The organism is [Zimmermannella] faecalis ATCC 13722 (assembly GCF_000381765.1).
GTDB classification, from domain to species: Bacteria; Actinomycetota; Actinomycetes; order Actinomycetales; family Microbacteriaceae; genus Gulosibacter; species Gulosibacter faecalis.
This window is the reverse complement of record NZ_KB907076.1, coordinates 265,396-278,773: the sequence shown is the minus strand read 5'-3', so window position 1 is coordinate 278,773 and position 13,378 is coordinate 265,396. Positions and strand designations below refer to the sequence as shown.

The 13,378-nt window shown below is 68.9% G+C and carries 12 protein-coding genes; 11 read left to right on the top strand and 1 reads right to left on the bottom strand.

Translation table 11 applies throughout. The features are described from left to right. Window positions 1–407: 407 nt before the first annotated feature. The 5 genes from G328_RS16720 to G328_RS0105735 all read left to right on the top strand — a co-directional run bounded on the left by G328_RS16720 (window position 408) and on the right by G328_RS0105735 (window position 5,757). Complete coding sequence (locus G328_RS16720) at window positions 408–989, top strand: HNH endonuclease (protein ID WP_019618392.1); 582 nt, start codon at window positions 408–410, stop codon at window positions 987–989. Between the two features lie 54 nt (window positions 990–1,043). After that, on the top strand, window positions 1,044–1,844 hold the full coding sequence (locus G328_RS0105750; RefSeq protein ID WP_019618391.1) for a lytic transglycosylase domain-containing protein: 801 nt from the start codon (window positions 1,044–1,046) through the stop codon (window positions 1,842–1,844). 152 nt (window positions 1,845–1,996) lie between these two features. Further along, entirely contained in the window at window positions 1,997–3,358 is a 1,362-nt protein-coding gene (locus G328_RS0105745) for a gluconate:H+ symporter (RefSeq protein ID WP_019618390.1), read from the top strand. A 65-nt stretch (window positions 3,359–3,423) separates the two neighbouring features. Next, window positions 3,424–4,749 (top strand): enolase C-terminal domain-like protein, encoded by a 1,326-nt coding sequence (locus tag G328_RS0105740; protein ID WP_019618389.1) that lies wholly within the window; start codon window positions 3,424–3,426, stop codon window positions 4,747–4,749. A gap of 54 nt (window positions 4,750–4,803) precedes the next feature. Continuing rightward, complete coding sequence (locus G328_RS0105735) at window positions 4,804–5,757, top strand: AEC family transporter (protein ID WP_110463787.1); 954 nt, start codon at window positions 4,804–4,806, stop codon at window positions 5,755–5,757. Window positions 5,758–5,778: 21 nt separating this feature from the next. On the opposite strand, the gene G328_RS0105730 is transcribed toward G328_RS0105735, so the two are convergent. Further along, window positions 5,779–6,783 carry a LacI family DNA-binding transcriptional regulator gene (locus G328_RS0105730; RefSeq protein ID WP_019618387.1) on the bottom strand — a complete coding sequence of 335 codons (1,005 nt, stop codon included), beginning with the start codon at window positions 6,781–6,783 and terminating at the stop codon, window positions 5,779–5,781. Window positions 6,784–7,030: 247 nt separating this feature from the next. Here G328_RS0105730 and G328_RS0105725 point away from each other — a divergent pair, with 247 nt between their 5' ends. The 6 genes from G328_RS0105725 (at window position 7,031) to rhaI (ending at window position 13,373) form a co-directional block, all read left to right on the top strand. Beyond that, window positions 7,031–8,566 carry a sugar ABC transporter ATP-binding protein gene (locus tag G328_RS0105725; RefSeq protein WP_019618386.1) on the top strand — a complete coding sequence of 512 codons (1,536 nt, stop codon included), beginning with the start codon at window positions 7,031–7,033 and terminating at the stop codon, window positions 8,564–8,566. Continuing rightward, window positions 8,563–9,612 (top strand): ABC transporter permease, encoded by a 1,050-nt coding sequence (locus G328_RS0105720; protein WP_019618385.1) that lies wholly within the window; start codon window positions 8,563–8,565, stop codon window positions 9,610–9,612. The genes G328_RS0105725 and G328_RS0105720 overlap by 4 nt, the downstream gene beginning before the upstream one ends. Further along, window positions 9,609–10,655 (top strand): ABC transporter permease, encoded by a 1,047-nt coding sequence (locus G328_RS0105715; RefSeq protein ID WP_019618384.1) that lies wholly within the window; start codon window positions 9,609–9,611, stop codon window positions 10,653–10,655. Before G328_RS0105720 ends, G328_RS0105715 begins: the two co-directional genes overlap by 4 nt. Before the next feature lie 103 nt (window positions 10,656–10,758). Beyond that, window positions 10,759–11,799, top strand: a complete 1,041-nt coding sequence (rhaS, locus tag G328_RS0105710; RefSeq protein ID WP_019618383.1) for a rhamnose ABC transporter substrate-binding protein — start codon at window positions 10,759–10,761, stop codon at window positions 11,797–11,799. A 51-nt stretch (window positions 11,800–11,850) separates the two neighbouring features. Then, complete coding sequence (locus G328_RS0105705; protein WP_019618382.1) at window positions 11,851–12,201, top strand: L-rhamnose mutarotase; 351 nt, start codon at window positions 11,851–11,853, stop codon at window positions 12,199–12,201. A 2-nt stretch (window positions 12,202–12,203) separates the two neighbouring features. Next, window positions 12,204–13,373: an L-rhamnose isomerase gene (rhaI, locus tag G328_RS0105700; RefSeq protein WP_019618381.1), complete on the top strand. Its 1,170-nt coding sequence runs from the start codon at window positions 12,204–12,206 to the stop codon at window positions 13,371–13,373. The last annotated feature ends 5 nt before the right edge of the window (window positions 13,374–13,378 follow it).

Below are 13,378 nucleotides of genomic sequence, written 5' to 3'. Positions count from 1 at the left end.
GCCGAAGCGTATGCCGGCCGGTACTTCGACATGACGGTGCTGCCAACGGGGCAGGTACGGATCAAGGGACTGTTGGACGCGGCGAGTGCCGCACCGATCCTCGCCGGGGTGAACGCATACGTGACAAACGAACTTCGAAAGTCGCGGGGCGCGAACAACCCCGACGGCAGCGTCACCGGCGTCGTCCGAGACGTCGACCGCGACCGCACGGAAGGCGAGGTCGAGAGCGAGGGCGAGGTTTCGCCGATCGTGGCGGAGACGCGCACGGTCCGGCAGTTGCGGGCAGACGCGTTCATCATGCTCTGCCAGCACGCGATCGGCTGCAACGAGCTCCCCGGCTGCTCGACGCAGGTGGTCGTGCGGATGCAGGACCGCGACCTCATCGACCGCGCCCGCGACGCGCGGGATTGCTCGATGACGTTGACGATGCCGAAGACTCAACCGATGAAGCGACCGGTCTCGACCCGCGCAGCGCGTTCACCAGCGCCGGGCTCGCGACGATCGACGGCCTGCCCGCGGCGATCAGCGCGAGCGCTGCCCGGCGGCTGTGCGCGAAGGCGGGGATCATCCCGGTCGTGCTCGGCGGCGCAGGCGAAGTACTCGATCTCGGGCGCGCATCCCGCCTCGCGACACCCGCCCAGCGCAAAGCCCTGATCGAGCGCGATGGCGGCTGCGCGTTCTGCGGGCTCGAGCCGTCGATGTGCGAGGTGCACCACGTCCGGTACTGGACCCGCGATGCGGGGCCAACGGATCTCTCGAACCTGATCCTGCTGTGCACGACCTGTCACCACCGCATCCATGACGACGAGTGGCAGATCCGCATCGTTCCGCCCGACACGGCCGACCCGTACCAAGGTCCGGCACGCCCGGCCCGGTTCAGCGTGCTCGACGAGGTGTGGTTCATCCCGCCCGCGAGCGTGTATCCCGACCGCACCCCGAGGCTCGGCGGGCGAAGAAGGTACGCACCGAAGGTGCGGCAGCGGTGCTGAGTCCGCGAGACGCCATCTCCGAGACACCATCGCCGAGTCGATACCCTCGAGCGCATGCGCATCCTCGCTGACCGAACCATGATCACGGTGCTGGTTGGCATCCTCGTCGGCGTGCTCGTGCTCACCGGCCTCACGACATGGGCCGTCTTCGCGACCCTCGACCAGCAACAGCAGCAGGTCACCGCACCCGAATACGACCCGAACGCGCAGCCACCCGCGCCGGCCGACGCGCCCGCGGCCGCGGCCGCGGCTGAGCCTGGCGAACAGGGCGCGAGCCAGCAGGGCATCGCGACCCTCGCCGACCCCGACTGGCTGCAGCGGGTATCCGCGGCGACGGGCATCCCCATCCGCGCCCTCGCCGCCTACGCGGGCGCCGACATCGCCGTGCTCGAGTCCACCGGATGCCGAGTCGGGTGGAACACGCTCGCCGGAATCGGCTACGTCGAGTCCCACCACGGCACGCTCCAGGGCGGCGGCATCGGCGACGACGGCACGGCACAGCCGCCGATCATCGGCATCCCGCTCGACGGAACCTCGACCCAGGCAATCCCCGACACCGACGGGGGAGCCCTCGACGGCGACGCCACCTGGGACCGCGCGGTCGGCCCAATGCAGTTCATCCCCTCCACCTGGCAGCTCTACGGCCAAGACGGCAGCGGCGACGGCATCGCCGACCCACAGAACATCGACGACGCCGCCCTCAGCGCCGCCACCTACCTGTGCCAGTCATCGGGCGGGCTCGAAGACGCCGACGCGTGGATCGCCGCCGTGCGCTCCTACAACGACACGAACGACTACCAGGTGCGCGTCGCCTCCGCCGCCCAGCAGTACGCCGACATCGCGGCAACTCAATGATGCGTTCGGGGTATCAATAGATGCGTTGAAAGTCTTGGACGGAAACGATCACGCGAACCTAGAGTTTGTCAGGTTCACGATCCCGGCAACGATTGCCGCCATCGTCGAACACAACAACTCAACACCATTACCCGCCTCGATGGAGATGCGATTTGCCTCTGATCATTGTTGGACTCGCCGTCCTGCTCCTTTTGCTCCTCATGATGAAGTTCAAGCTGAACGGATTCGTTGCCCTCATGATCGTGGCGGTACTCGTCGCGCTCTGGGGCGTCGCCACCGGCAACCTCACGGCTGACGGCGAACAACTCGGTCTCGGGGACATCCCCGGCCTGATCGAGGATGGGCTCGGTAGCCAGCTCGGCGGCACGGCCGTCGTCATCGGCCTCGGCGCAATGATCGGTCGCGTCATGGGTGACGCGGGCGCCGCACAGCGCATCGCGAAGGCGATCCTCAACGCCTTCGGCCCGAAGGGCGTGCAGTGGGCCATGGTCATCTCGTCGATGCTCATCGGCGTCACGATGTTCTACGAGGTGGCGTTCGTCATCGTCGTGCCGGTCGCGTTCACGCTCGCCCGCGCCACCAAGGTCAACCTGCTCTGGGTCGGCCTCCCCATGTCGATCTCGCTCTCGACGATGCACTCGTTCCTGCCCCCGCACCCCGGCCCCACCGCCGTCGCGGGCCTCTACGACGCCTCGGTCGGCCTCACGCTCGCGTACGGCCTGCTCATCGCGGTGCCCGCGGGCATCCTCGTCGCCATGCTCTGGCCGCGCCTCCCGTTCGTGCGCAAGATCAACCCGTCGATCCCCGAAGGCCTCGTCTCTGACAAGGAATTCACCGACGATGAGCTCCCCTCCCGCTGGGCGTCGTTCGCCGTCGCCCTGTTCCCGATCATCCTCATCGCCGGCTCCGAGGTCATCGTCATGACCGAGCCGAGCTCGGAAGCCCTCGTGAGCACCCTGAAGTTCGTCGGCTCAACCCCGATCGCGCTGCTCATCACGCTGCTCCTCGCCGTGATCGTGTTCGGCCCGGCCAACGGCCGCCCGCTCAAGGAGGTCGCGAAGTCGATGGGTGAGGCCGCGAAGGCCATGGCGATGATCCTCCTCGTCATCGGCGCCGGCGGCTCGTTCAAGGAGGTGCTCACCTCGGCGGGCATCGCCGACTACATCGCCGACACCGCCGGCGGCTGGGCGCTCAACCCGCTGATCCTCGCCTGGCTCATCGCGGCCATCCTCCGCATCGCGCTCGGCTCGGCGACCGTCGCCGTCTCGACCGCGGCCGGTATCGCGGCACCGCTCGTCGCCGTGAGCGGCGCCTCGCCCGAACTCATGGTGCTCGCAACCGCGTGCGGTTCGATCGCCTTCAGCCACGTCAACGACCCCGGCTTCTGGATGTTCAAGGAGTACTTCAACCTGAGCGTCGGCGAAGCCATCAAGGTGCGCACGACCTACACGACCACGCTCGCCGTGCTCGGCATCATCGGCGTGCTGCTCCTCAGCCTCTTCATCACCGCCTAACGACCGCCCTCGACACCGCCGCACCGCAACAGCGCGGGCAGGCCACACCCCGAAGGAGAATTCCCATGAGCAACGCAACTATCGCCAAGGTCGAGGTCGTGCCGGTCGCCGGCCACGACTCGATGCTCCTCAACCTCTCGGGCGCGCACGCCCCGTTCTTCACCCGCAACGTCGTGATCATCACCGACTCCGACGGCCGCGAGGGCCTCGGTGAGGTGCCGGGCGGCGAGCCGATCCGGTCGACGATCGAAGAGGCGTCGAGCCTGCTCACCGGCAAGCCCGTCGCCCGCTTCCGCAGCCTGCTGCGCGAGGTCGCCGCCACCTATGGCGACCGCGACAGTGGCGGCCGCGGCCTGCAGACCTTCGACCTGCGCACGACGGTGCACGCGGTCACCGGCATCGAGTCGGCGCTGCTCGACCTTCACTCGCAGGAGCTCGGCGTGCCGCTCGCCGAACTCCTCGGCGACGGCCAGCAGCGCGCGGCGGTGCCGATGCTCGGCTACCTGTTCTACGTCGCCGACCCCGACAAGACCGACCTGCCCTACCTGCGCGAGGGCGACTCGAGCGACGAGTGGTTCCGCCTGCGCCGCGAGGAGGCGATGGATCCCGACTCGATCGTCGCCCTCGCCCGCGCCGCGGCCGACCGCTACGGCTTCAAGGACTTCAAGCTCAAGGGCGGCGTGCTCACGGGCGACCAGGAGGCCGACGCGGTCACCGCGCTCAAGGAGGCATTCCCGGATGCGCGCATCACGCTCGACCCGAACGGCGGCTGGCTGCTCGACGACGCCGTGCGCCTCGCCGACCGCCTGCGCCCCGTGCTCGCCTACGCCGAAGACCCGGTCGGCGCCGAGGGCCGCTTCTCGGGCCGCGAGGTCATGGCGGAGTTCAAGCGCCGCACCGGCCTGCGCACCGCGACGAACATGATCGCAACCGACTGGCGCGAAATGTCGCACGCCGTGCGCACGAACGCGGTCGACATCCCCCTCGCCGACCCGCACTTCTGGACCATGTCGGGCTCGACCCGCGTCGCCCAGCTCTGCCACGACTTCGGCCTCACGTGGGGCTCGCACTCGAACAACCACTTCGACATCTCCCTCGCGATGTTCACGCAGGTCGGCGCCGCCGCACCCGGTGAGATCACGGCGCTCGACACCCACTGGATCTGGCAGGACGGCCAGCGCCTCACGAAGCAGCCGCTCGAGATCCGCGGCGGCGAGATCGCCGTGCCCGAGACCCCGGGCCTCGGCGTCGAGCTCGACCGCGACCGCCTCGCCGAAGCGCACGAGCTCTACGTGCAGCACGGCCTCGGCTCGCGCGACGACGCGATCGGCATGCAGTACCTCGTGGAGGACTGGTCGTTCGACCCGAAGCGCCCCTGCCTGGTTCGATAGCCCTGCCTCGTTCGGTAGCATCCGAACCACGATCGACCACGAAGGGAGCTGCGCTTGGAAGGCGTACTCATGGGCTTCGGGGTCGTACTCATCCTGATCATCGTGGGGCTCATCGCGCGGCTCGCCCTGCCGCGGCAGGTGAGCCGCACGATGCAGGATGGCCTCTCGCCGACGATCTACTACGTCACGAACCCCGTGCTCATGGTCGTGCTCCTCGCCGAGACCGACCTGCGGCAGGTCATTGGCATCTACGTGCCGATCGCCCTCGTGAGCGCCCTCGTCGCGGCCGCGGTGTACTTCCTCCTCTCTCGCTTCGTGCTGCGCCGACGCCTCATTGACGCCCTCCCGGCGTCGATGGCGTCGGCGTACGCGAACGCCGGCAACATCGGCCTCCCGATCGCCCTGTTTTCGGTGTCGAGCGCCGTGCCGGCGATCTCGGTGCTCGTGACGCAGCTGCTCGTCATCGCGCCGCTCTTCCTCACGCTGTTCGCCCTCGCGACGAGCCACGCGCAGCGGCGCGATGGCGAGGAGCGCGCATCCACCCCGAAGCTCATTCTCAAGTCGGTCGCGAACCCCGTCACGATCGCCGCCGTCATCGGCGCGGCGATCTCGCTCACCGGGTTCGAGGTGCCGGCCGTGCTCTGGGAGCCGCTCGACATGCTCGGCCACGCGTCGGTGCCGCTGCTGCTCATGGTGTTCGGCATGAGCCTCGTCGGGCAGACCCCGTTCCGCACGCGGGAGATTTTGCCGGATGTGCTCATCGGGCTCGTCGTGAAGCTCGCGCTGCTGCCGGTCATCGCGTGGCTGCTCGGCGCGTACGTGTTCGGCCTGGGTGGCACGGAGCTCTTCGGCGTCGTGATCATGGCGGCGCTGCCGACGGCGCAGAACGTGTTCCTGTTCTCGACGCAGTTCGGGCTGCCGACGCTCGCGGTGCGCGACATCACGTTCGCGTCGGCGCTGCTCGCGCTCCCGTCGATCCTCGTGATCGGGCTCGTACTCGCGCCGTAGCTGCCCTGAAAGCGGCCGTGACTACGCCGTGCCGCGCACGATGAGCTCGGGCTGAAACACGACCCGATCGTGCTCGCGCTCGGCGCCGTCGCCGGTCGTGAGGTCGACGAGCAGGTCGACGGCGGTCGCGCCAATTTCGGCGGCGGGCTGTCGCACCGACGTGAGGGGAATCACGGTGGATGCGGCGAAGTCGATGTCGTCGTAGCCGACGAGCGCGATGTCGTCGGGCACCCGCAGCTTGCCGATCATGACGAACGCCTGCAGCAGCCCCACGGCGAGCAGGTCGTTCGCCGCGAACACGCCGTCGGGCAGGTCGCCGGGGGAGCGGTCGCAGATGAGCCGCCCGACGTCGCGCCCCGCGTCGACCGTGAGGGCGGGCGTGCCGAGGAACTCGACGGATGCGCCCGGCACCTCGGCCGCGGCCCGCTGCGCTCCCTCGAGGCGGTCGGTCACCTGGCGAATCGAGAGCGGCCCGCCCGTGAACGCGATGCGTCGCCGCCCCGTGTCGAGCAGGTGCTTCGTCGCGAGATACCCGCCCGCGACATCGTCAACCGACACTGACGGGAACGACTTGTCGCGCGACTCACGGTCGACGAGCACGACGGGCGTGCCGTTGTCGCGCACCCGGTGGAGCCGGTCGAGCCCACCCTGCGTGGGGGTAATGAGCAGCCCGCGCACGCGCTGCTCTTCGAAGTGGTCAATGTGCCGACGCTCCCGGTAGAGCCGGTCGTCGCTGTTCGTCACCATGAGCCCGAGCCCGCGTTCCTCGCCGCGGATCTCGGCGCCGCGGGCGACCTCGGTGAAGAAGGGGTTGCGCAGGTCGAGCACGACGAGCCCGATCGTGTCACTGCGCCCGGCCCGCAGCTGGCGCGCGGCGTCGTTGCGCACGTAGCCGAGTCGCTCGATGTGCGCCTGCACCCGCTCGACGAGCTGCGGCGAGACGCGCTCGGGGTGGTTGAGCACGTTCGAGACGGTGCCCATGCTCACGCCCGCGGCGGTCGCGATGTCGCGCATGTTCACTCCCATAGCGGCCTCCTGCACACGCTTGCGGCTCACCCGTCACGGCGCGCCCGCATTCCGCGTTGAATGCAACCGTGAACGGCATTGAACCGAATCATAACGCGCAATTTGCGAATCGGAAATTCTGCGGATGCTTGACACTTCCTGACGGGTGCCATAGATTCTGAGCAACCCCTTGGAACGTTTCATAACGGCAGCGACGCCCGGAAGCGCATCCACCCCCGCCCCAGCCTCAATGACGAGAGGACGGAGTATGTCCCAGGCTCCAGTACTCGAACTGCGCGACGTGAAGAAGACCTTCGGGTCGGTCGTCGCGCTGCGTTCGGGCACGATTCAGGTCGACCACGGGTCGATCCACGCCCTCGTGGGCGAGAACGGCGCCGGCAAGTCGACGCTCGTGAAGATCATCGCCGGCCTCTACCAGCGCGACTCGGGCACGCTCCGACTCGACGGCGAGGACGTCGACTTCAGCTCGACGGCGCAGTCGAAAGACGCCGGCATCGCCGTGATCTACCAGGAACCGACGCTGTTCCCCGACCTCACGGTCACCGAGAACATCTTCATGGGCCGCCAGCCCACGGGCCGCTTCGGCCGCATCGACGCGAAGGCGATGCGCCGCGAGGTCGAGCGCCTGTTCACCCGCCTCGGCGTGAAGATCGACCCCGATCGCCCAGCCGAGGGCCTCTCGATCGCCGACCAACAGGTCATCGAGATCGCGAAGGCCGTGTCGCTCGACGCGCGCCTGCTGATCATGGACGAGCCGACCGCCGCCCTCTCGGGCGTCGAGGTCGAGCGCCTCTTCACGATCGCCCGCGCGCTGCGCGACGAGGGCCGCGGGCTCATCTTCATCTCTCACCGCTTCGAAGAGGTCTTCGCGCTCTGCGACCGCATCACGGTCATGCGCGACGGCGCCTACATCGAGACGGTCACGACCGCCGACGCGACCGTCGACCAGATCGTGAAGCGCATGGTCGGCCGCGACGTGACCGACCTGTTCCCGAAGCAGCCCGCCGAGATCGGCGACACGGTGCTCGAGGTGCGCGGGCTCACGCAGCCGGGCGTCTTCAACGACATCGACTTCGACGTGCGCCGCGGCGAGATCGTCGCGCTCGCCGGCCTTGTCGGCGCGGGCCGCAGCGAGGTCGTGCGCGCCGTGTTCGGCGTCGACGGCTACCAGAGCGGCAGCGTCCGCATCGACGGCAAGCCGCTCGCGAAGGGCCGCCCCGACGCGGCGATGCGCGCGGGCCTCGCGCTCGTGCCCGAAGACCGCCGCCACCAGGGCCTCGTCATCGAAGACACGGTGGGCCGCAACACGACCCTCGCCCTGCGCGGGCGACTCGCGAAGTGGGGCCTCATCACGACCGGCATCGAGAACCGCGCCGCCGAGATCTGGGCGAGCCGCCTCGAGGTGAAGACGAACGCGCTCGACACCGTCGCTGCGACCCTCTCGGGCGGCAACCAGCAGAAGGTCGTGCTCGCGAAGTGGCTCTCGCGCGGGCCGAAGGTGCTCATCATCGACGAGCCGACCCGCGGCATCGACGTCGGCACGAAGTCTGAGGTGCACCGCCTGCTCTCGGAGCTCGCGGGCCAGGGCATGGCCGTGCTCATGATCTCGTCTGAGCTCCCCGAGGTGCTCGGCATGGCCGACCGCGTGCTCGTCATGCGCGAGGGCCGCCTCACCGGCGAGCTGAGCCGGGCGGATGCGACGCAGGAGTCGATCATGCACCTCGCGACCCATGACTCCGACCACCACGACGCCGACACTCAAGATAAGGAGCCGGCCGCGTGAGCAATCTCCCCGGGCTGAAGCCCGTCACTACGAAGGCGATCCCCACCTCGCGGGTGACCCGCCGCCTGTCGGTCATGGGCCGCGTGCGCGAGGCGAGCATCCTGCTGGCCCTCGTGCTCGTCGTCGTCGCCGCGACCGCGAAGAACCCAAACTTCACGTTCTCGCACGACGGCTGGCGCGACCTGCTGCTCACCCCGTCGATCCTCATGCTCGTCGCGATCGGCCAGGCGATCGTGCTCGTCACCCGCAACGTCGACCTCTCGGTCGGCTCGGTCATGGGCCTGTCGGCCTACCTCACGGGCCGCCTGTTCATCGACCTCGAGGGCACCCCGATCATCGCGGTCGTGCTGCTCGTCGTCATCTTCGGCGGCCTGCTCGGGCTCATCAACGGCGCGCTCGTCGCGTTCGCGCGGGTGCCATCGATGGTCATCACGCTCGGCACGCTCTACGCGTACCGCGGCATCAACGTGCTCTGGACGGGCAGCGACCGCATCAACGCCTCGGATATGCCCCGCGAGTTCCTGGGGCTCGGCACCGGCCAGGTGCTCACGATTCCGATTCTCGCGATCGTCGCCTTCGTCGTGCTGTTCGTCGCGGCGTGGTTCATGAAGCACACCCGCGGCGGCCGCGAGTTCTACGCGATCGGCTCCGACCCCGCGGCGGCCGAGCTCTACGGCCTGAAGACGACGAAGCGCATCCTCACCGCGTTCGTCTGCTCGGGCGCGCTCGCGGGCCTCGCCGGCGTCTTCTACGCCGCCCGCTACGGCACCGTGAACTCGCAGGCCGGCGCGAGCTGGGAGCTCGACGCGGTCGGCGCGGCCGTCATCGGTGGCGTCGCGATCACGGGCGGCGTCGGCTCCCTGTGGGGCGCCGCGATCGGCGCAATGCTGCTCGCGACCATCAACCGCGCCCTGCCGGTGCTCGGCATTCCCGACTTCTGGCAGCGCTTCGTCGTCGGCCTGCTCATTCTTGGTGCGATCGTGCTCGACCGGGTCGTCGCCCTGCGCCAGAAACGGCGCCTCATCGAATCGAGGGATCAGTCATGACCGCACCGACTCGGCCCATCGCCTTCCACGGCCGTTCCGCCCTGCGCCGCGTGCTGCTCACGCGCGAGATGGCGATCGTGCTGCTGCTCATCGCCGTCGCCTGCGTCGCCGCAATCTCCATTCGCGGCTTCGCGCAGCCGATCACGCTCACGTACCTGCTCATGGACGTCGCGCCGATCCTCCTCATCGCGCTGCCGATGACGCTCGTGATGATCACGGGCGAAATCGACCTCTCGGTGGGGTCGATGGTCGGCCTCTCCTCGGTCGTCACGGGCGTGCTCGTGCAGGCCGGCGTCGGGTTCGGGCTCGCGGCGATCATCGCGCTCGCGGTCGGCGTGCTCGGCGGCGTCGTGAACGGGTTCCTCGTCACGGTCGTCGGCCTCCCGTCGCTCGCCGTCACGATCGGCACGATGGCGCTCTTCCGCGGCATCGCGGTCGGCCTGCTCGGCACCGCCGCCGTCACGAGCTTCCCGCAGGAGTGGACCGCCCTCGCGCAGGCGAAGATCTCGGGCACCCCGCTGCCGTACATCATGCTGCCGTTCGTGCTGCTGCTCGCCGTATTCGTCGTGCTCCTCCACTTCTCGACCTTCGGCCGCGGCATCTACGCCCTCGGCCTCAGCGCCGACGCGGCCCGGTTCTCGGGCGTGCGCGTCGAGCGCACGAAGTTCTGGCTGTTCATCTTCACGGGCGTCGTCGCGGCGTTCGCCGGCATCTTCTTCACGCTGCGCTACGGCTCGGCCCGCGGCGACAACGCGACCGGGCTCGAGCTGCAGGTGATCGCCGCGGTCGTGCTCGGCGGCGTCTCGGTGTTCGGCGGCCGCGGCAAGCTCTACGGCGTCGTCGCCGCGGCCCTGCTCATCGGCACGCTCTCGAGCGCGCTGCGCCTCGCGAACGTCACGAGCGACGTCATCAACATCATCACCGGCGTGCTGCTCGTCGCCTCGGTCGTCGTCGCGAGCGTCGTCGACTGGGTGCAGCTGCGCCGCAGCCGCTCGGTCGCGGCGCGCGCCGCCCGGGCCGCGACCCCCGCGATGTCTGGCTGATCGCGCGGCTCGACCCGTGTATCCGTACCCGAGCCCCAACCACAACCCCGACCCTCAACCCCCGACCCTCAACCCCACCCGAACCCACACGAAAGGCAAGACAATGAAGTTTGCTGGAAAGCGCCGCCTCGGCGCCCTCATCGCGGCCGCAGCGGCCGCCTCGATCGCCCTCGCGGGCTGCGCCGACACCGGCGGCACCACCGGTTCGTCTGACCCGGCCTCGGGCAGCGGCGACCTTTCGGTGACGTTCGTACCGAAGAACCTCGGAAACCCGTACTTCGACGCCTCGTCGACCGGTGGCAAGGCCGCCGTCGAGGAGTTCGGCGGCACCTTCAACGAGGTCGGCCCCGCCGAGGCGACCCCCGACGGCCAGGTCAGCTACATCAACACGCTCACGCAGCAGCAGGTCGGCTCGATCGTCATCTCGGCGAACGACCCCACCGCCATCTGCTCGGCCCTCAACGAGGCGAAGAGCGCCGGCGTCAAGGTCGTCACCTTCGACTCCGACACCGACCCCGAGTGCCGCGACATCTTCGTGAACCAGGCCGACGCCGAGGGCATCGCGAAGACGCAGATCGACCTCATCGCCGACCAGATCGGCGGCGAGGGCGAGATCGCGATCCTCTCGGCCTCGGCAAACGCGACGAACCAGAACGCCTGGATCGAGCTCATGGAGGCCTACCTCGAGTCGGACTACCCCGACATTGAGCTCGTCGAGGTCGTCTACGGCGACGACGACGACCAGACGTCGTTCGACAAGACCTCGTCGCTGCTGCAGACCTACCCGAACCTCAAGGGCATCGTCTCGCCGACGACGGTCGGTATCGCCGCCGCCGCGCGCTACGTCGACACCTCGGAGTACGCGGGCCAGGTCGCGATCACGGGCCTCGGCACGCCGAACCAGATGCGCGAGTACGTCGAGAGCGGCACCGTTGAGGCGTTCGCCCTCTGGAACCCCGAAGACCTCGGCTACCTCTCGGCGTTCGCCGCGCAGGCGCTCATCGACGGCACCATCACCGGCGCTGAGGGCGACACCTTCGAGGCCGGCCGCCTCGGCGAGTACACCGTCGGCCCCGACGGCACCGTGCTCCTCGGCGACCCCTACGTGTTCGACAAGGACAACATCGGCGACTTCGACTTCTAGTCGAACGCTCGCGGCCGGGTCGGTACCCGGATACGCAGAAAGGCAATACCCATGACTCGCGTGTGCTTCACCCTGCGTATCCGGCCCGACCGCCTCGACGAGTACCTGCGGCGCCACACCCCCGTGCGCGCCGAGATGCTCGAGGAGATCGCGCGCTCGGGCCGCCGCAACTACTCACTCTTTCTCGCGGGCGACGGCCTGCTCGTCGGCTACTACGAAACCGACGATGACGCCGCCGCCCGCGCCTACCTCGCCGCGAGCGAGGTCGCCACCGCCTGGGAGGTCGAGATGGCCGAATTCTTCGACGACGTCGACGGCCGCGCCGACCAGACCCCACCACTCACCGAAATCTTCAACCTCGGGGACCAACTGCAGGCCGCCCGCACGCAGACAGGAAGCTGACCATGACCCGCACCCTCACCCAGCAGCAGCTCGACACGCTCGGGCAGCTCGTGATCGAAATCCCCTCGTGGGCCTTCGGGAACTCGGGCACGCGCTTCAAGGTGTTCGGCACGCCGGGCACCCCGCGCGACCCCTTCGAGAAGCTCACCGACGCCGCCGAGGTGCATCGGTACACCGGCCTCGGGCAGGTCGTGGCGATCCACTACCCGTGGGATCGCGTCGACGACTACGCCGCCCTGCAGCGGCACGCCCGCGACCTCGGCGTCGAACTCGGCACCGTGAACTCGAACACGTTCCAAGACGACGACTTCAAGTTCGGCAGCCTCACGCACGAAGACGACGCGCTGCGCCAGAAGGCGATCGACCACCACTTCGAGTGCATCGACATCATGAACACGATCGGCTCGCGCGACCTGAAGATCTGGCTCGCCGACGGCTCGAACTACCCGGGCCAGGCCGACCTGCGCGGCCGCCAGGACCGCCTGCAGGACTCGCTGCAGCAGATCTACGACCGTCTCGACGACTCGCAGCGACTCGTGCTCGAGTACAAGTTCTTCGAGCCGGCGTTCTATCACACCGACGTTCCCGACTGGGGCACCGCCTACGCGCAGGTGTCGGCGCTCGGCGAGCGGGCAGTGGTCTGCCTCGACACGGGCCACCACGCGCCCGGCACGAACATCGAGTTCATCGTCATGCAGCTGCTGCGCCTCGGCAAGCTCGGCTCGTTCGACTTCAACTCCCGCTTCTACGCCGACGACGACCTCATCGTCGGCGCGGCCGACCCGTACCAGCTGTTCCGCATCCTCGTCGAGGTCATGCGCGGTGGCGGCTGGAACTCGCCCGACCTCGCGTTCATGCTCGACCAGTGCCACAACGTTGAAGACAAGATTCCGGGCCAGATTCGCTCGGTGCTCAACGTGCAAGAGATGGCGGCGCGCGCGCTGCTGCTCGACCGGGATGCGCTCGGCGCGGCCCAGCGCGCGGGCGACGTGCTCACCGCGAACGAGATCTTCATGGACGCCTACCAGACCGACGTGCGCGAGCAGCTCGCCGAATGGCGCGAGTCGCGCGGCCTCGCCGCGAACCCGATGCGGGCGTTCGCCGAGTCGGGCTACCTCTCCAAAATCGCTCAGGAACGCGTCGGCGGCCAGCAGGCCGGCTGGGGCGCGTAGAAAGC